Origin of the sequence: Aeromonas sp. R2-4 (assembly GCF_040908365.1) — a bacterium.
Classification (GTDB): Bacteria; Pseudomonadota; Gammaproteobacteria; order Enterobacterales; family Aeromonadaceae; genus Aeromonas; species Aeromonas veronii.
Genome location: NZ_JBFODO010000050.1, coordinates 1 through 18,131 on the forward strand (window position 1 = coordinate 1; position 18,131 = coordinate 18,131).

13 protein-coding genes and 1 other RNA gene are annotated in these 18,131 nt (G+C 59.6%); 6 read left to right on the forward strand and 8 right to left on the reverse strand.

Annotated features, from left to right (window positions below; all coding sequences use genetic code 11):
• The 5 genes from AB5Z05_RS18435 to smpB all read right to left on the reverse strand — a co-directional run.
• Positions 1-1,217 (reverse strand): FAD-dependent oxidoreductase (locus tag AB5Z05_RS18435; RefSeq protein WP_368152634.1); only part of this gene is annotated, 1,217 nt, incomplete at its 3' end.
• A gap of 527 nt (positions 1,218-1,744) precedes the next feature.
• Positions 1,745-2,956, reverse strand: coding sequence for an EAL domain-containing protein (locus AB5Z05_RS18440; RefSeq protein WP_005353540.1), 1,212 nt, complete (start codon positions 2,954-2,956; stop codon positions 1,745-1,747).
• On the reverse strand, positions 2,949-7,193 hold the full coding sequence (locus AB5Z05_RS18445; RefSeq protein WP_368152636.1) for a transporter substrate-binding domain-containing protein: 4,245 nt from the start codon (positions 7,191-7,193) through the stop codon (positions 2,949-2,951). The genes AB5Z05_RS18440 and AB5Z05_RS18445 overlap by 8 nt, the downstream gene beginning before the upstream one ends.
• A 299-nt stretch (positions 7,194-7,492) precedes the next feature.
• Positions 7,493-7,852, reverse strand: a transfer-messenger RNA (tmRNA) gene (gene ssrA, locus AB5Z05_RS18450).
• Between the two features lie 166 nt (positions 7,853-8,018).
• Entirely contained in the window at positions 8,019-8,507 is a 489-nt protein-coding gene (gene smpB, locus AB5Z05_RS18455; RefSeq protein WP_005334498.1) for an SsrA-binding protein SmpB, read from the reverse strand.
• Positions 8,508-8,676: 169 nt separating this feature from the next.
• On the opposite strand from smpB, the gene AB5Z05_RS18460 reads away from it, so the two are divergent.
• Together AB5Z05_RS18460 and AB5Z05_RS18465 are read left to right on the forward strand one after the other, a co-directional pair.
• A complete protein-coding gene (locus AB5Z05_RS18460) occupies positions 8,677-9,111 on the forward strand; it encodes an SRPBCC family protein (RefSeq protein ID WP_005334496.1) in 435 nt (144 codons plus the stop codon).
• Positions 9,104-9,451 carry an RnfH family protein gene (locus AB5Z05_RS18465; protein ID WP_019446547.1) on the forward strand — a complete coding sequence of 116 codons (348 nt, stop codon included), beginning with the start codon at positions 9,104-9,106 and terminating at the stop codon, positions 9,449-9,451. The genes AB5Z05_RS18460 and AB5Z05_RS18465 overlap by 8 nt, the downstream gene beginning before the upstream one ends.
• A gap of 81 nt (positions 9,452-9,532) precedes the next feature.
• Here the strand turns inward: AB5Z05_RS18465 and AB5Z05_RS18470 are convergent, their stop codons facing one another.
• A complete protein-coding gene (locus tag AB5Z05_RS18470) occupies positions 9,533-10,807 on the reverse strand; it encodes an amidohydrolase (RefSeq protein ID WP_368152639.1) in 1,275 nt (424 codons plus the stop codon).
• 179 nt (positions 10,808-10,986) lie between these two features.
• The gene (fadE, locus tag AB5Z05_RS18475) at positions 10,987-13,443 is read right to left on the reverse strand and encodes an acyl-CoA dehydrogenase FadE (protein WP_368152642.1); all 2,457 of its coding nucleotides are present in this window, start codon (positions 13,441-13,443) and stop codon (positions 10,987-10,989) included.
• A 254-nt stretch (positions 13,444-13,697) separates the two neighbouring features.
• Here fadE and lpcA point away from each other — a divergent pair, with 254 nt between their 5' ends.
• The 3 genes from lpcA to AB5Z05_RS18490 all read left to right on the forward strand — a co-directional run bounded on the left by lpcA (position 13,698) and on the right by AB5Z05_RS18490 (position 15,877).
• Positions 13,698-14,276, forward strand: coding sequence for a D-sedoheptulose 7-phosphate isomerase (gene lpcA / locus AB5Z05_RS18480; RefSeq protein ID WP_005334485.1), 579 nt, complete (start codon positions 13,698-13,700; stop codon positions 14,274-14,276).
• A 164-nt stretch (positions 14,277-14,440) separates the two neighbouring features.
• Positions 14,441-15,250, forward strand: a complete 810-nt coding sequence (locus AB5Z05_RS18485; RefSeq protein ID WP_368152645.1) for a class II glutamine amidotransferase — start codon at positions 14,441-14,443, stop codon at positions 15,248-15,250.
• Between the two features lie 291 nt (positions 15,251-15,541).
• Complete coding sequence (locus tag AB5Z05_RS18490) at positions 15,542-15,877, forward strand: Hpt domain-containing protein (RefSeq protein WP_005353511.1); 336 nt, start codon at positions 15,542-15,544, stop codon at positions 15,875-15,877.
• A gap of 39 nt (positions 15,878-15,916) precedes the next feature.
• Here AB5Z05_RS18490 and yvcK read toward each other — a convergent pair whose 3' ends face one another.
• Positions 15,917-16,831 carry a uridine diphosphate-N-acetylglucosamine-binding protein YvcK gene (gene yvcK, locus AB5Z05_RS18495; RefSeq protein WP_019446542.1) on the reverse strand — a complete coding sequence of 305 codons (915 nt, stop codon included), beginning with the start codon at positions 16,829-16,831 and terminating at the stop codon, positions 15,917-15,919.
• A 113-nt stretch (positions 16,832-16,944) separates the two neighbouring features.
• On the opposite strand from yvcK, the gene AB5Z05_RS18500 reads away from it, so the two are divergent.
• On the forward strand, positions 16,945-18,129 hold the full coding sequence (locus tag AB5Z05_RS18500) for an FIST signal transduction protein (RefSeq protein ID WP_368152648.1): 1,185 nt from the start codon (positions 16,945-16,947) through the stop codon (positions 18,127-18,129).
• Positions 18,130-18,131: the final 2 nt, after the last annotated feature.

The window sequence follows — 18,131 nt, forward strand, 5'->3', positions numbered from 1 at the left end:
GGCTCGCCGCCGCCCGGAGCCATCTTCTCGAGGCGCACCTGACAGACGCGACCAGCCTCATCGGCCAGATTCTCCACCGGATTGGTGAGCATCAAAAAGCGCACCCCTTCCTGCTCCGCCTCGTCGATCTCGTAGGCTTCGGCGGGCATCTCGGCGCGGGTGCGGCGATAGATAAGGGTGGTTTCTGCTCCCAGCCTGACCGCCGTGCGGGCGCAGTCAATGGCGGTATTACCACCCCCGATCACCGCAACCTTCTTGCCAGTGGTGAGCCGCTTGGCCAGCATCTGATCCTTGAGGTAATCGACCCCGAGATAACAGCCGGCCAGGGTGCTGCCCGGGTAATCCATCGGCACTGCCTTGGAGGAGCCAACCGCCAGACAGACCGCATCATAGTCGCGGCACAGCGCCGAGAGGGTGATCTGGTGGCCCAGTCGCTGCTTGGTGTGGATCCGCATGCCACTCTGGCACATCAGGTCGATCTCCTGATCGAGGATCGCCTTGGGCAGCCGGTACTCGGGGATGCCGTAGCGCAGCCAGCCACCCGCTTCGGGCATCGCCTCGAACAGGTCGACCTCGAACCCCTCGTAACCCAGATAGTAACCGCAGGTGAGGCCGCCCGGGCCGCTGCCGATAATGGCCACCCGCTTGCCCTTGGCGGGCTTCTTGGCTGGTTGATAGGGGGCAATCTCGGCCAGATCGAGATCGGCGGCATGGCGCTTGAGCTGACGAATGGCCAGCGGCTCATCCACCAGCGCGCGGCGGCACTCCGCTTCACAAAAAGCGGGGCAGACCCGGCCAATGGAGAGGGGCATCGGCAGGGTCTGCTTGATGACGGCCATGGCCGCCTGGTGCTCCCCCATGGCGATGTGATGCAGATAGGATTGAATGTCCACTCCGGCCGGACAGGCGCGCTGGCAGGGGGCTTCGCAATCGGCGTAGTGGTCCGAGAGGATGCGGCCGAGCGCCTGCTGGCGGTGTGCGTGCAGGGCATCGCTTTGGGTCGTGATCACCATCCCTGCCTCGGGGTGCGTCTCGCAGGCGCGCCGGATGCCGAGACCGGCAATCTCGACCACGCAGAGATCGCACGGCGTCTTGGGGGCGCTGGTGTTGTCACCGCACAGGGAGGGGATATCAGTCTGGTGCTGTTTGGCTATCTGGAGCAGGGTCTGGGTCGGGTTAACCGTCAACTGAGCCCCATCGAGGGTGATGGTGATCATGGCGTCATAAACTCGCTTTCAAGGCGCAGAAAATGCTGCATCTGGCGGAGCCAGCAGGGGAAGCGACAGGGCGGCCGCTTGCTATACGCTCACCATAACAAAGATTATTTACAACTTTATTTGATTTTAGACAGCTTATTGTTCAAAAGGGAAAACGATTTCAGGTTGTCTTGTCTACCTCATCGGCACGGCGCATCGTTGAGAACCATTCCTGTTAAAGCAGGCGATTCATTGTCTTATTGTCAGTTTATGCGTCTGGTAGAAGAGAGGCTGCTCTCGCTCGCGGTAGGCGTGATCCGCCAGTAGCACCATTCATGATGCAACTTATTTTGCATAAATGGTGACTCTGATGAAGGCATGCAGAGCAAAGGGGGTGGGTGGCACTCGGCTGGATAGACGGTTGCTGGAGAGGGGGCGGGCATGCGTGAGTGGCGAGCCCGACACAAAGAAAATGGCCACCTTTTCCAAGACGGCCATTCACGGTGTCGGTCGGTGCGCTGTTGGCCCAAAGGATTGGTTGCGGAAGATCAGCCGGATATCAGGGTGGGCAGTCGGGCTTGCCAGATCTGGTGCCAGTGCTGCAGTTCGCTGCGCGGCATCGGGCGGGCGGTAAAAAAGCCCTGACAGATATCGCACCCCAGCTTGGCCAGCAGTTGCCAGGTCTGCACATCTTCCACCCCTTCGGCGACTGATTTCAGCCCCAGCTTGCGTGCCAGCTCGATGCTCGATTCGATAATGGCCAGACGGGAGGGGTCGGCATAGCAGCGATCGACAAACGAGCGATCAAGTTTGAGCTCGGTAAAGGGCAGCAGCGCCAGCTGTTGCATCGAGGAGTAGCCGGTGCCGAAGTCATCGATGGAGAGGCCAAAGCCGTGCATCCGCAGCCGGGTCAGCACCTCCAGTGCCTTGCCGATATCCTCGACAAACGAGCTTTCTGTCACCTCCAGGGTGATCAGCTCGGGATTGACGCCCCAACGCTGGCACTGGTTGATCAGGAAGTGGCAGAGATCTCCCTCGATCAGCGAGGTGGTTGAGAGGTTCATCGACAGATTGAGGGAGAGGCCGGTCTGGCCCCACAGATGGCAATCCTGCAGCGACTTGTTGATGATGACATCGGTCAGCTGATCGATAAGGCCGTTATTTTCCGCCAGCGGGATAAACATGCCGGGGGAGATCAGCCCGTATTCCGGATGCTGCCAGCGGGCCAGCGCCTCCATCCCCACCCACTGGCCGGACGCAAAGCCGACCTTGGGTTGATACCAGGGCAGCAACTGGTCGTTGTCGAGGGCGCGTTTGAGCTCGTCCACCGACAGGACGAGGCCATCGTCCTTGCCCGAGGGAGCCGACTTTGGCGCCCAGGAGTCAATCAGCTGGCGCAGCCGCTGCGGGCTGGAGGGTTTCTCGATGCGACCCAGCACATGGAGGCCATAGGCCGCGCTCATGCGCAGCACGGCCTCCACCACGTCATCTTCCAGCGCGCTGGAGAGGATGATGCCGCCCCGAAAGCCACCCAGCGAGAGGCGGCGCAGCAGCGCCATGCCATCCATGCCGGGCATCCGCAGATCGCAGAACAGGATGTCGACAGTGTGGCTCTGGCACAGCGCCAGGGCTTCGATGCCGTCTGCGGCCTCCAGCAGTTGCTGATAACCGAGCGCCCGGATCTGGTGCATCAGGGTCTTGCGTTGAAACCCGTGATCCTCGACCACCATGATGACCAACTCGTCTGCCGTTCTACTCATCGAGCCACAATCCCATTTCACGTTCAATATTGTTCATCTGTTCTTCCACTCTCTGTGTCAGCAGCGCGAGCTCGCTCAACTGTTTGAGGCGGGCCGCCGATTCCAGTTGCGCCGCCTGCTCGGCCAGGGAGAGCTCCCCGACCATTCTGGCTGCCCCTTTGATGCGGTGGGCGATCTCCACCAGCTCCTGGCTATCATCGGAGGAGAGCGCGCTCATCATAGCGTGGCAATCTTTCCGGTTGGAGGCCAGATACTCCCTTGCCATGCTTTTAGCAATATCTTCATCGCCAAACAGATCTTGCCAGCGACCGATCATGTCGAGATTGATGGCCTGTCGTGCGGGCACTCTCTCTGTTATCGTAGTCGCGGGCAACCACCGCAGCAGCATCTGGCGCAGTGACTCCAGCGAATAGGGTTTGCACAGCATGCCGTTCATGCCGGCTGCCGTCATATTGGCTGCCGCCTCCTCCGAGGTATCGGCGGTGACGCCGATGATGGGGGCCTGCTCCCCTTGTTCTCGCAGGTGGCGGGTCAGGGTGTAGCCATCCATGTGCGGCATGTGGCAGTCGGTGATCAGCAGGGCGAAATCCCGGGTTTGCCAGGCGCGCAATGCCTTCTCGCCATCTTCTACTACCTCGCACTCCACCCCCAGAATCGCCAGCTGACGGGTCAGCAGGGCGCGATTGACCAGATGGTCATCGGCGACCAGTACTCGCCCGCCCAGTTTTTCGATGCTGGCGGCATGGGTGGTCACGGCTCGCCCGGTGATCAGTTCGCGGCAGCTTTCGACCAACAGATCCGGATAGAGGGGGGATTGGCCGAGGCGCCACCAGTTCTCCGAGCCCATGCGCCCCCGCAACGCTTCGCGGGGGGAGAGGATGACCCCCTTGAGAGTGCCGGACTGCAGCAAGGTGTGCCAATCGCTCCCCATGCTGGACTCCAGCGCGGCCTCTTCTGCCAACAGCAGGCCGTCGAGATCGGCGGTGAGCTGGTGGATATCGAAGGGGCTCAACCGGGCGCCGAGCCGCACCATGGTGGCCTGCAAGGCGGCATCGCTACCCAGCCACCACCATTCGCTGCCCGCCAGTGCGGGTGGCTCCCACAGGCCATTGAGCAGCGGGATGCTGAAGCGGAAACAGGCCCCTTCACCGAGCTGGCTCTTGACCGTCAGGGTGCCGCCCATCTTCTTCACCAGCTGATCACAGATGGCCAGCCCCAGACCTGTGCCACCAAAGCGGCGATTGATATCGGATTCCACCTGCTCGAACGGGGTAAAGAGCAGCGTTTGCTTCTCTTCGGCGATGCCGATGCCGGTATCCGTCACCGCGATAACCAGCTGCTGGTCGTGACAGCTGGCCTGGATCGAAATGGCGCCCTGCTCGGTGAACTTCACCGCATTGTTGAGCAGATTGGAGACCACCTGGCCCACTCTGACCGGATCGATATCGGCCAGGTCGGGGAGTTGATCCTCCCACTGGAGCGTGACCTTCAGCCCCTTGCTGTAGGCCAGTGCGGCATGGCCGCGGATCACATCGCACACCACAGGTTGCAGACGGCAGGATTGGGGATTTAGGTGCAGCTGACCCGCCTCGATTTTGGAAAAGTCGAGGATATCGTTGACCAGATAGAGCAGGTGGTTGGCCGAGCTCTCCACATTGCGCAGCAGATAGCGCTGGTCATCATTGAGCTCGCTCATGCGCAGCAGCTCCAGCATGCCGTGCATGCCCGAGATGGGGGTTCTCAGCTCATGGCTCATGGTGGCCAGAAAACGGCTGCGAGCCTGCATCGCCTGCTCGGCCGCGGCACGCGCCTCGCGCAGCTCATGCTCCTGTTGCTTGATGGCGGTGATGTCCTGCACCACGCCGTTGAGCAGGCGATCATGGCCCTGTTGCGCCACAAAGTTGCCGCGGATCTGGATATAGCGCTCCCCCTGAACAGAGGGCACCAGCACCTCCATATCGAGCGGCTCAAGGGTTTGCGCATGTTTGGCCACCTTATCGATAAAGGTTGCCAGAGCCTCATCGTTCAAGCCGAGGATCATGCCGCCAGACTCGGCTGCCATCAACTCTTGGTGGGTCATCCCAAGAATGTCGCTGGCCCCTTGGGACAGATAGAGGAATTTCCCCTTGCCGGCCCCTTGCCAGAGATATTGATAAACCAGACCCGGCATGCTGTCGGTGATGTCCCGCAGCCTGCCCTCCACTTCTCGCACCTTGTTTTCGGCGGCCTTGAGGGCACTGACATCGGTCAATACCGTCAGCACCCCCTGAATCGCGCCGTCTGCTGCGCGATAGGGCAACTTGACGTAGACCACGTGAAGGGGAACATCCCCCTCGCGCTGGGTATAACCCGATCCTTGGAAGATCTCGCCGGTTTCCCAGACCGCACGCTCCTCGCGCAACATCTGTTGCCGCTCGTCCTCGGTCATATAGCCCCAGCGATCACCTTCTTCCCCATCACCGACAAACAGCTCGCGGTATGCCCGGTTGCTGAGGGTCAGGCGATGATCGCGATCCCGCAGCGCCACCATATTGGGCAGGGAGTCGAGCAGGGTCTGGATGAACACCAACTGTTCATTGAGCGTCTTCTCGGCCCGTTGTCGCTGCACGATCTCCCGTTTCAGGGTACGGTTCCAGGCCCAGAACAGGGTAAACAGCAGGGTGGCAGTTGCGCCGCTCATTACGAACCAGAACAGCACTGTTTCGTTATTGATGCCGGTCTGCACGCTCATGGAGAGCCAGCGTCTCTCCACTTTATTGAGCTCCTCCGGCGGTATCGAATAGAGCACCTTGGTAAGGATCCGCTGCAGCATGGGATCTTTGCGCGTGGCCATGGCGACCGGCAGGCGCAAGTCTTTGCCGGCATAGACCACCTGATAGCGTTCGCTCACCCGCTTGTTGATGGATGGCAGGGTGACCATCACGTAGTCGGCATCGCCCGTGTCCAGCAGCTCCAGCAAGCGGTTGTCATTGTTGACCTCTACCGGATGGGCGCCGATGTGGGTCAGTAGATCTTTATCCAGAGAGCCATGCACCATGCCGACCTGTTTCCCTCGCAGCAGTGAGAGATCGGTGATATCGGCACTGCGTTTGGGGGCAATAACGACCCGATCGACAAACAGATAGCCGGGGGTGAACAGCGCAAACTGGCCGCGGTCGTGGTTGGGGGAGATGGCCGGAATAAAATCGATCTGCCGCAGCTTCAGCATATTCTGGGTTTCACCCCAGCTATTGGTGCGAACCAGAGAGAACTTCAGCCCGGAGACTTGCTGCATCAGCGCCATCAGGTCTGCCACATAACCGACCAGCCTGCCCCGGTAATTGAATTCGCTCATGGAGGTCCAGTCCGGAGAGACGCCGTAAGTTAGCTCAGGATGCTGGTTGAGCCACTCCTGCTCCTCAGGGGTAAACTGCACAGACTTCACCGCTCCTGAGTCCGCATGTTGGCTAGTCGTGGTAGCTGCCAGCATATGACGACGATCTTCAACCGGTATCTCGTTGAATGCCTTGCTCACCAGGCTGACCAGTGCCGGGTCGCTCTTGTGCATATTGATGGAGAGAGACGTGCCGCTTACCCATTCCGGGGTGGCAATGGTGAAGCCAGCCTTGGAGTGCTGATCTTTCACCATCACCAGTGACGGCATGTCAGCAAGATAGGCGTCAGCCATGCGCTTTTTGAGCATAAACGCTGCTTCGCTGCGACTCTCTACCTCGGTCACACGGGGAAATCCCAGTTTTTTCAATTCACTGCAAGCATTGACTCCCGTGACACAGATCCAGTGCAAGCCATGAGCATCCTGTCGTGACAACTTCGTTTTGCCATTGTTGAGCAGCACGCCGCGCGGTATGGAGAGCAAAAACGGGAGGGAGAGAATATTGGATCGCCACTGTTCGCTTGGCTGGTCGTTCACCAGCATGTCGATTTCGCCGTAGTCAAGCCCGGTTAGCGCATCCACGTAGGAGGGGTAAACCTTGTAGCGCAGGGTCAACCCGAGCGTTCTGGCAATCTGCTGCGCAATATCGGGGACTGGGCCGGTAAAGCGTTGATCTGCATCCTTATAGCTGTATGGAGGGTCACCCATCATCGGCATGCCGATGACCAGCTCCTGGTGTGATGACAGCCAGGCGCGCTCAGACAGATCAAACTCGTCTTCATTCAGACTGGTAATGGCGTGCGCCGCCACGCCCCAGAGCAGTAGCAGGAGAAACAGGAATAGGCGATCACATTGGCGGAGCATCAGAAGGAATCCAACAGAATTGGGCGCATATTGTAAGTGCATTAAAATGCAGCGGCCAACATCAATTTACTCAATATTGGGTCATGACATGCCGATGTGCGGTTGTGAGTCCGGCTAGTACCGGGATGGCAACCTGATGATAAAGCCTGCGCGGTGATGCGCCTGATTTTTTTGCCAAAGGCCAGTTCAAGGGGGATATTGGAAAAAATCCAACCAGTTTGATATCGGTAAACAACATGGACATGGACATGGACAAATAAAAAGGGCCACCTCTTGCGAGGTGGCCCTTTCCAAACGTTTGGTGGAGCTGGGGGGATTTGAACCCCCGTCCAAAATTACTACATCCTTGGCACTACATGCTTAGTCACTCTTTACATTCGCCAACCCGCTGCGGAGAGACACGCCACGAATTGACTAGCTCGATTGGTTTTAATGCTTCCGCCCCGAGCAGGACTTCCACACGATCCTGTGAAGGATGACCTTCCGATTCCCTAGGACACAGGCAAGCTAGGGTAGAAGGGCTCTATGCAGGTTATTAAGCTGCTAGTGCGTAGTTTTCGTCGTTTGCGACTATTTTTTTGCGGTTTATTAACGAGGCCTACCGCACCTCGGCATGCACCTTGGGTTTCGTGAATCTTGTCGAATCCAGAATCAGCCCCAAGTTGTTAATTGCGATTGTACGCAAAAATGCTGTCATAGCAAGGCGTTGATACCCATTCCCTCTGACAGCCAGTCTGTTTGCCGATTTATTGTACGCAGCTGAGCCTGAAGAGCCAGCTGCGCCGGGGGAAGGTGAACCGGCGTTCTGATGCTGCCAGTCGCAGGTTAGCCGCGATGCTTGTTCTTCATGATGCGGGCTTTTTCCCGATCCCATTCGCGGGCCTTGGTATCTTCGCGCTTGTCGTGCTCTTTCTTGCCCTTCACCAGGCCGATCTCGACCTTGACCCAGCACTGTTTCCAGTAGAGGGCGAGAGGAACTATGGTGTAGCCCTGACGGGCGATCAGGCTTTCGAGCTTGTCGAGTTCACGACGGCTCAGCAGCAGTTTGCGGGTGCGGGTCGGGTCACATACCACATGGCTGGAGGCCGCTTGCAGTGGCAGGAAGCTGGAGCCGAACAGATAGGCCTCGCCATCGCGGAAGATGACATAGGCTTCGCTGATGTTGGCCTTGCCCGCCCGCAGGGATTTGACTTCCCACCCTTGCAGGGACAGACCCGCTTCGATCTTCTCTTCGATGAAGTATTCGTGGCGCGCGGTTCTGTTGAGTGCAATGGTGCTGGACCCGGCTTTGTTTTTACTGTTTTTTTTGCTCATGACGGGCGATTTCCGGCAATGACTAGGAGGCTCGTATTATACGTAGGCAGGGGCGGCTGTAAAACGCGCAGCAGGTCAAGTGGTGGCTTTCTGAGCGGTTTGGCTGAGGTTTTACCTCCACAACCCCCAACATGGTGATAAAATCGCGCCGATTGGATGAGGAAAAGCCATGCCCCGAATTACGCGCAGTGCCCTGGTGATGTTCAGTGCAGAACAGATGTTCAAGTTGGTTAACGATGTGGATGCCTATCCGCAGTTTTTGCCCGGCTGTGTTGGCAGCCGTGTCCACGAGGCGGGCGATGACTACATGATGGCGTCGGTCGATGTGGCCAAGGCGGGGATTGCCAAGACCTTTACCACCCGCAATCAGCTGGATGTGAACCGTCAGATCAGGATGGAGCTGGTGGATGGCCCGTTCCGCAAGCTGGCGGGCTGGTGGACCTTTACCCCGCTCGATGTCGACGCCTGCAAGGTGGAGTTTGATCTCGATTTCGAGTTTACCTCCAAGCTCATCGAGGTGGCCTTTGGTCAGGTATTCCGCGATCTGGTGAGCTCCATGGTCTCCGCCTTCTCCAACCGGGCGAAGGAGGTCTACGGTGTCTGACCAGCTCAATATCGAGGTTGTCTATGCCTTGCCGCAGCAGCAGACGGTGATTGCCCTGCGGGTGGCGCCCGAGACCTGCGTGCAGGCGGCCATCGAGCAGTCCGGCATCGTACAAAAACACCCCGAGATCGATCTGGCGGTCAACAAGTTCGGTATCTACAGCCGCCCGGTGAAAGGGAGCGAGCCGCTGCACGACGGCGATCGTATCGAGATCTACCGCCCGCTCATCGCCGATCCCCGCGAGATGCGCAAAAAGCGGGCCGAGAAGGCCAAAGAGGAGGGGAGAGCCGATAGCGTGACCGGTGGTCGCCCCGATGTGCATCGCAAGCACCGCGAGTAGCGCTCAGGTTTTTCTTGCAGAAAAAAGGCGCCGAGGCGCCTTTTTTTGATCCCGTTAGCCGGTGAGCTTGCCGAGGGGATATCAAGAGAGGGCTGCTTCTGCCACACCCAGTCGGGCACGGGCCCAGGCGGCCAGTAGCTCTACCCCGCTTTGCATCACCCGCTCATCGAAATCGAATTCGTTGTGATGGTGTGGTGCCGCCAGATCGGCCCCCAGAATGAGGTAAGCCGCTTCGCCCCCCTGTTTTTGCACTCGCTCCATCAGAAAACCGGCATCTTCGCTGGCGCCAAAGCGGCGAGTCTGGATGGTGGCGAGCCCCTGCTTGCGGGCCAGCGCCGCCAGCTCGGCTTGCAGCGCCGGGCTGTTGTCGAGGGCAATGGCCTCACCCTGCTTGATGATGCGATAGGTGACACCGTGGGCGAGGGCAGTCCCTTCGACGATGCGCTGTACCTGACTGAACATGTAGTCGTTGAGCGCGCTGTCGGCGCCGCGGGTCTCACCGCGCAGCTCGGCATGATCGGGGATGACGTTGCGGCCGCTGCCAGCGTGAAGCTGGCCGACGTTGATGCGGGTCATGCCGTCGCGGTGGCGGGGAATGCCGAGCATGGCGGTGGTGGCCATGCAGGCGGCTGCCAGCGCATTGCTGCCGGCGTTGGGTTCGAGTCCCGCGTGGGCGGCGGTGCCCATAAAGTGGACGTCGAACTTGGTGGAGCAGAGAAATTCGGTGGGATTGATCACCAGCTCGCCGCTGCCAGCGTGAATACCGATATGGAGCGAGAGCAGGGCATCCACGTCATCGAGTGCGCCACCGGCAGCCAGCGCCTTGCCACCACGACACCCCTCTTCGGCGGGTTGGAAGAAGAGCTTGATGCGACCGCACAGCTGCTCCTTCATCGCCATCAGGCTGCTGGCCAGCCCCATGCCGATGGCGGTGTGGCCATCGTGGGCGCAGGCGTGCATCCACCCCTTGTTGTGGGAGGCAAAACCCTGCTGCTGCGGTTGGTGTTGTTCAGCATCGGACTCTTCCACCTCCACCGCGTCGATATCGAAGCGAAAGGCCAGGGTCGGACCGGGACGGCCGGTATCCAGCTCTCCCATCAGGCCAGTGACATCGCCGATCCGCTCCAGCCAGTCGGGATGGGCTCCCTGACGACGGGCGCGAGCCTTCTCGGCCGCCACATCCACATCACGCCCCATCATCAGATTGCTGGCCAGCAGTTTGTCGCCGAGCACGATGCGATAACCGAGCTCGCTCAGGTGGTGGGCAATCAGGCTGGTGGTGCGAAACTCTTTCCAGGCGGCTTCCGGCAGGCGGTGCAGGTCGCGGCGCCACAGGATCAGGTGCTCAAGGGTCATCTTGGCTTCCTTGGTGATTCGATTTGTCGGCTATTGTGCCTTTTTTCCTAGCTGACCACACGGGGCCCGCAGCTGGTCGGGGGAGCTGTGAGTGCAAGTGGTGGCTGTTCGGGCCGTGAATAGTGGTGAGCGCCCATAAAAAACGCCTCCACAAGGGAGGCGTTGTCGATAGCTGGTTATCAGGCCGCGTGATGGTAAGCGGAGGCTTCAAACAGCTTCTTGTTGGCCACCAGATCGATGGGGTCAAAATCATCGACGTTGATGGTGCGCAGGCGACTTACCTCGGCGCGGCGCAGCAGCTCCGCTTCGCTCTGGGTCAGTACGCCAGCGGCCAGGCCAATGTCGGCCACCTTGTCCAGCGCCATGAAGGGACGCTTGATACCATCGCTCTTGCAGACTTTCTCGAACAGCGGCTCGGCGGCCAGCACGTCATCGAGCGCCTGCTCCAGCAGACCGAAGGGGTTGCCCTCTTCGCGGGTCAGATACTGCCCCTTGGCCAGGCGACTACGGGTCTCGCTCGGGGTTTGCAGCAGACGGGCCACTTGTTGGTCCAGCTTGTCGCATGGACGGTTCAGGTCACGACCCAGCGGCAGCACCACGGCGCGCAGGGCAAGACCAATCCAGCGGTTCGGGAAGTTGCGCAGTAGCTCGTCGATCGCCTCTTGTGCCTTGAACATGGCATCTTGCAGTGCCCAGTGCAGCAGTGGCAGGTCGGCCTGCTGGCGTCCCTCATCCTGATAGCGCTTGAGGGCGCTTGAGGCCAGATAGAGCTGGCTCAGCACGTCGCCAAGACGGGCGGAGACCCGCTCCTTGCGCTTGAGCTCGCCACCCAGGGTGCCCATCGCCATGTCTGACAGGAACGCCAGGTTGGCCGAGAGGCGGGAGAGCTGCTGGTAGTAGCCCTTGGTCTGATCCTTGTAAGGGGCCGCGGCAAAGCGGGCGCCGGTGATACCGAGCCAGAAGCTGCGTACCAGGTTGCTGATGGCAAAGCCGACGTGGCTGAATACCGCCTTGTCGAAATCCTTCAGCGCCTGCTCCTTGTCGGGGTGGCTGGCGGCCAGCATCTCCGGCAGTACATACGGGTGGCAACGGATGGCGCCCTGACCGTAGATGATCATGCTGCGGGTCAGGATGTTGGCCCCTTCTACCGTAACGGCGATGGGGGCACCCTGATAGCCACGGGCCAGATAGTTGTTGGGGCCCATGCAGATGGCTTTGCCGCCGTGGATATCCATGGCATCGATGATGCACTTCTGGGCCCGGTCGGTGAGGTGGTATTTGACGATGGCGGAGATGACCGAGGGCTTCTCGCCAAGGTCGATACCGGTCACGGTCAGGTTGGCTGCGGCGCCCATGATGTAGGCGTTGCCGCCGATGCGGGCCAGCGGCTCTTCAATCCCTTCCATCTTGCCGATGGGCAGCTTGAACTGGCGACGGATGCGGCTGTAGGCACCGCTCGCCAGGGCCAGCATCTTGACGCCGCCAGTGCTGTTGGAGGGCAAGGTTATGCCGCGACCGACCGACAGACACTCGACCAGCATGCGCCAGCCCTGACCGGCCATGGCCGGGCCACCGATGATGAAATCGAGCGGGACGAACACATCCTTGCCCTGGGTCGGGCCGTTCTGGAACGGCACGTTGAGCGGGAAGTGGCGACGGCCGATGCCGACACCCTTGATGTGAGTCGGGATCAGCGCGCAGGTGATGCCGAGCTCTTCCTCTTCACCCAGCAGGTGTTCCGGATCACGCAGTTTGAAGGCGAGACCCAAGACGGTGGCGATAGGGGCGAGCGTGATATAGCGCTTGTTCCAGGTGAGGCGCATACCGAGCACCTCTTTCCCTTCCCACTCGCCCTTGCAGACGATACCGAAGTCGGGGATGGAACCTGCGTCAGAACCCGCTTCCGGGCTGGTCAGGGCGAAGCAGGGGATCTCTTTACCTACCGCCAGGCGGGGCAGGTAGTAATCCTTCTGCGCGTCAGTGCCGTAGTGCTGCAGCAGTTCGCCCGGGCCCAGCGAGTTGGGTACGCCGACGGTGGAGGCGAGCACGGCGCTGGCACCGCACAGTTTTTGCAGGACGCAGGACTGGGCGTAGGCCGAGAACTCCAGACCGCCATATTTCTTCTTGATGATCATGGCGAAGAACTTGTTGTCCTTCAGGTATTGCCACACCTCGGGGGAGAGATCCGCGCGCTCGTGGGTCACTTCCCAGTCGCTCACCATGCGGCACACTTCCTCGACCGGGCCATCCATAAAGGCCTGCTCTTCGGCAGAGAGGGCGCTGACCGGGATGGCGTGCAATTTTTTCCAGTCCGGGTTGCCCGCGAACAGATCGGCTTCCCACCAGGTGGTGCCCGCTTCAATCGCCTCTTTCTCGGTGCGGGACATCTCCGGCATGATCGATTTGTAGATCTTGAACAGCGGCTTGGTTATTTGATTGCGGCGAAATTCCACCAGATTGAGCGGGATGGCGATCACCGCGAACAGCGCCCATACCAGCAAGGGCACATGACCATAGATGGCGCCAAGCACCAGGGCGGCGCCGGTGACCAGGGTGGAGATGAACAGGGATGCCCGGCGATAGGCCAGGGCTCCGATAACCAGGATCACCCCGAGCAGAGTGAGGGTCGTCGTCATTGCGTGCTCCTTGCTTGAAAGATTGCCAACGTGGTGTAACTGATCCAGAGGTCTGACCTGTTGGATATGGCCCCTGTTGTAATTCATACGCACAAAGTTATCAAGCTGTTTACATCTTCATTACCTTCTCTCTGTGATCCGCATAACGCTCACGCGCCGCCAGCGCTGTGGCTCGCAGGGGGGCGACTGTGCGATTCGCTTGTGCGAGAATAGCCGCGATCTACACGCACACTAAAAACAGTGGAAGAGACATCATGTACCAAGAATTGATCCGCAATGAACTGACCGAAGCTGCCAGCGTGCTGCAGGCCTTCCTGGCTGATGAGCAGAACCTGAAAAACATCGAAGCGGCCGCCAAACTGCTGGCCGACTCTTTCAAAGAAGAGGGCAAGGTGCTCTCTTGTGGCAACGGTGGCTCCCACTGTGACGCCATGCACTTCGCCGAAGAGCTGACCGGTCGTTACCGCGAGAACCGCCCGGGTTATGCCGGTATCGCCATCTCCGATCCGAGCCACCTCTCCTGCGTCTCCAACGACTTTGGCTATGACTATGTCTTCTCCCGCTATGTGGAAGCGGTCGGCCGCCGTGGCGACGTGCTGCTCGGCATCTCCACCAGCGGCAACTCCGGCAATATCCTGAAAGCCATCGAGGCTGCCCGCGCCAAAGGGATGAAAGTGATCGCCCTGACCGGCAAGGATGGCGGCAAGATGGCGGGTCTGGCGGATGTCGAGATCCGCGTGCCGCACTTTGGCTATGCCGACCGTATTCAGGAAGTGCACATCAAGGTGATCCACATCCTGATCCAGCTGGTCGAAAAAGAGATGGCCAAGTAATCAGGCTGTCACTACCAGACAAGGGCATCACCGGTTGCATGGTTTGCCATCGGCCGGCTGTTGCCAGTCACAGGGGAAGGGATTGCGCCTTCCCCTGCTGTCTGTCGAACCAGCGTGCTGGTCGAACATGACACAAGCCAAATCATGAAAGGAGTCTGCCGGATATGTGCGAACTGCTCGGCATGAGTGCCAATGTGCCGACCGATATCTGCTTCAGTTTTACCGGGTTGATGCTGCGCGGCGGCAAGACCGGGCCCCACAAGGATGGCTGGGGGATCACCTTCTACGAGGGGAAGGGCTTTCGCACCTTCAAGGATCCCGAGCCCAGCGCCCAATCTCCCATCGCCAGACTGGTACAGGCGCTGCCCATCAAGAGCTGCGCCGTGGTCAGCCACATTCGGCAGGCCAACCGTGGCTGTGTGTCACTGGAAAATACCCACCCCTTTACCCGTGAGCTGTGGGGCCGTTACTGGACCTTCGCTCACAACGGTCAGCTCACCGGCTACAAGAAGCTGCCAACCGGCCGCCACCGGCCGGTGGGAGATACCGACAGCGAGCACGCCTTCTGCTGGCTGCTCGATCGGCTGGAGCAAAAATATCCCAAGCGTCCGGCCAACTTTCCCGCCATGTTTCGCTATCTCGCCACCCTGTGTGATGAGCTCAGAGCATTCGGGGTGTTCAACATGCTGCTCTCTGACGGGGAGTATGTGATGAGCTACTGCAGCAACAACCTGCACTGGCTGACCCGCTGTGCGCCGTTTGGTGAAGCGAGCCTGCTGGATGAGGAGGTGGTGATCGACTTTCAAAGGGAGACCACCCCCAACGATGTGGTGACCCTGATCACCACCCGTCCGCTGACCGGCAATGAGAATTGGGTCAAAATGGCGCCAGGCGAATTCAATCTGTTTCGCATGGGGGAGCGGATGGCGACCAACCAAGTCGCGCTTGAGCAAGATAAAAAAATACCAGGGTAGATACCTACCCTGGTTCTTCGCAGCAGCCATAAAAGGCAAAAGGGATGAGAGGTGTTGCTGAGCATCATCACTCTGACGGTATTGAGTGTTGATCAATTGTTAATTTGTGGCAATCAAGTTGTTGTCTTGAGGGGCGTTTCAGCATCGCTATTTCGATACTGATCACATTTTTTGCCACTCTATTCCCTGAGCCATCCAATCGGGTGCTTCATCACAGCCTGGTCGTGAGCCACGACATCGAAAATTATCTATAGTATGGTCTGTTTGAATACCGTTCTGGAGGAGCCTCGCATGGAGTGGGTGGATCGCAAGGTGTTGCAGCAGCTGGCAGAGGATATCGGTCCGGATATGCTGCCCGTGGTCATCGCAGTCTTTATTGAAGAGGTGGGCGAGCAGCTGAGTCAGCTCAGGCCCCTCTATGAGCAGGGGGAGTGGGAGGCGCTGGCTCGGGTGGCGCACAGCATGAAATCATCCTGTGGCAGCTACGGCGCCATGCCGAGCTATCAGCAGGTGATGGCGCTGGAGATGGCCAGCAAGCAGGCCGATGTGGCCGAGGCAGAGCGCCAGTTGCAACTGCTGGAGGCCTCCTTGCCTCAGGTGCTCGCGTTTCTTGCCGATTATCAGTAACGGCGCCATGCAGGGATGCCGGGGTGCCGTGACCGTTGCCTAACGCTGGTTGAGCAGTTGCTGGATGATCCGGTCCAGCGCCAGTTTCAGCTTCAATCGATCGTGCCGATGGGGCAGCTCAAGCTCGCCCAGCTCGGCTTCGATCACACGCCCTTGCCAGTCCCCCGCATCACTCGCGCCCTGTGGGGCCAGGATGGCATCCAGCCGACCCTGACCGACCCGGGACTCCAGCCAGCGACACTGACTCATCAGATCCAGCTGGCTGGCAGGACCGTTCTCCGCCACCAGATTGCAAACGAAAACCAGCATGGCGCTGCTCTCGTTGATGGCCTGGGCGATCTCGGCCAGCAGCAGTGGCGGCATGATGGAGGTGAGAAAACTGCCCGGCCCAAGAATGATCATGTCCGCCTGCTGCAATGCCAGCACCGCTTCCCGGGTCGCTTGCACTTCCGGCATCAGGCCGAGGGAGAGGGGAGGGGTTGCCAGTTGATCGATGGATACCTCTCCCAGGATCTGGGTACCACACTCCATATGGGCGCAGAGATCGGTGGGAAATTCAGACATGGGTAGCAATTGTGACTCGATTTTGAGCATGTCACTGATCAGCTTGATAGCATCAAGAGGACGGACACAGAGATTATCGAGCGCCAGCAGCATCAGGTTGCCAAGGTTGTGGCCCGCCAGCTCGCCTTTGCCAGCGAAGCGGTACTCGAACAACAGGCTGCCGATGCTGGGATCGGTCACCAGCTGGTTCAGGCAGTTGCGCAGATCGCCCCAGGCGATGCACTCCTGACTCTTGCGCAGGCGTCCGGTCGAGCCGCCATCATCTGTGGTGGTGACGATGCCGGTGAGCCGTTGACCGAGAAACGAGAGGGACGAAAGCACTCGTCCCATGCCGTGGCCACCACCGATGGCAACGACCCGATCGAAGTCATTGATGTTTTTTTGCCACATATGGGCGTCCTGTCATTGGTCTCAGTTGACCGCTATGTTAGCAAGCGAAGCGAGATAATTGTTTGATAAAGGTATGATTTTTGCTTGAGGCTGCCATTCGATAAAACAAGGAGATGGTGTTGAAATTTCTGACCGTTCACTCCCTCGCCCAGAATTCATCGCTGGCGGCCCAAGATATCTGCGCGCAGCTGCGCCACCATGCCGATCAGGCCCCCTCCCTGCTGTTACTCTATTTTACGCAAGCCCATGACGGGGCGATACTGCGCGACGCGCTCAAACGCCAGTTCCCGACGACCCGCCTGCTTGGGTGCAGCTCTTGCGGTGGTGTCATGACCGAGATGGGACACCACGCCCGAGACGGATATGGGCTGGCCGTTGCTGCCCTGTACGATGAGAAAGGGGCATTCGGGGTAGCCGGTGCCAGCGGTGACGGGGTGGATGTGCGGCAGTTGCTGCGCCGAGCCATGAGCGACTGTGGTCGGCCGGGCGAGCTGCCCCAGCTGATCCTGTTTCATGCCAGTCCCGGCAAGGAAGAGGGGCTGCTGGCCGGTATTGAGGCCGAACTCGGTGCCTCGGTGCCGGTGGTCGGTGGGTCCGCGGCAGATAGCAGCGTCAGCGGTGACTGGCAGCTCTGCTGGGATGAGGCGGTGGCTCAGGATGGCATCGGTCTGGCGGTGCTCTATCCCGATTGCCAGCTGGCCTTTCAGTTTCACTCGGGCTATGTGCCTGCCGAGTTCAGTGGCGAGATCACTGCCTGCAACGGGCGGGAGGTACTCACCATCGATCACCAGCCTGCTGCCGAGGTCTATGCCCGCTGGTGCGGGCGCGAGCAGCCCTGGCCGGTAGGCGCGATTTTGCGGGAGACCACGCTCACCCCGCTGGCTCGTCAGGTGGGAGCACTGGATGGCATTCCTTACTACAAACTCTCCCATCCTGAAGCTGTGACCGAACAGGGCGGGCTGCGGCTCTTTACCGATGTGGAGCAAGGGGAGCGTCTGCTGTTGATGTACAGCAGTCAGGAGGGGTTGCTGCAGCGCAGCCTCAATGTCATGCGTGTCGAGCCCGGGTATGGGGTCGACGTGGAATTGCAACCCATCGGCGCTCTCATCATCTTTTGTGCTGGTTGCCGTTTGGCGCTAGGTGATATGTTGTGCCAATTTGTCGAGCAGAGCCAGGCTCGCCTCGGCAAGATCCCCTTTATCACCCCCTTTACCTTCGGCGAGCAGGGGCGGCTGCCCAATGGCGAGCTGGCTCACGGTAACCTGATGGTATCGAGCGTGATTTTTCTGACCCGTTGAGT

Excerpts from the sequence above, each read along its gene's own strand:
- AB5Z05_RS18440 (WP_005353540.1), bottom strand. The coding sequence starts at position 2,956 with ATGAGTAGAACGGCAGACGAGTTGGTCATCATGGTGGTCGAGGATCAC.
- AB5Z05_RS18445 (WP_368152636.1), bottom strand. The coding sequence starts at position 7,193 with ATGCTCCGCCAATGTGATCGCCTATTCCTGTTTCTCCTGCTACTGCTC.
- smpB (WP_005334498.1), bottom strand. The coding sequence starts at position 8,507 with ATGAGCAAAAAAAACAGTAAAAACAAAGCCGGGTCCAGCACCATTGCA.
- AB5Z05_RS18460 (WP_005334496.1), top strand. The coding sequence starts at position 8,677 with ATGCCCCGAATTACGCGCAGTGCCCTGGTGATGTTCAGTGCAGAACAG.
- AB5Z05_RS18470 (WP_368152639.1), bottom strand. The coding sequence starts at position 10,807 with ATGACCCTTGAGCACCTGATCCTGTGGCGCCGCGACCTGCACCGCCTG.
- fadE (WP_368152642.1), bottom strand. The coding sequence starts at position 13,443 with ATGACGACGACCCTCACTCTGCTCGGGGTGATCCTGGTTATCGGAGCC.
- lpcA (WP_005334485.1), top strand. The coding sequence starts at position 13,698 with ATGTACCAAGAATTGATCCGCAATGAACTGACCGAAGCTGCCAGCGTG.
- AB5Z05_RS18485 (WP_368152645.1), top strand. The coding sequence starts at position 14,441 with ATGTGCGAACTGCTCGGCATGAGTGCCAATGTGCCGACCGATATCTGC.
- AB5Z05_RS18490 (WP_005353511.1), top strand. The coding sequence starts at position 15,542 with ATGGAGTGGGTGGATCGCAAGGTGTTGCAGCAGCTGGCAGAGGATATC.
- yvcK (WP_019446542.1), bottom strand. The coding sequence starts at position 16,831 with ATGTGGCAAAAAAACATCAATGACTTCGATCGGGTCGTTGCCATCGGT.
- AB5Z05_RS18500 (WP_368152648.1), top strand. The coding sequence starts at position 16,945 with ATGGTGTTGAAATTTCTGACCGTTCACTCCCTCGCCCAGAATTCATCG.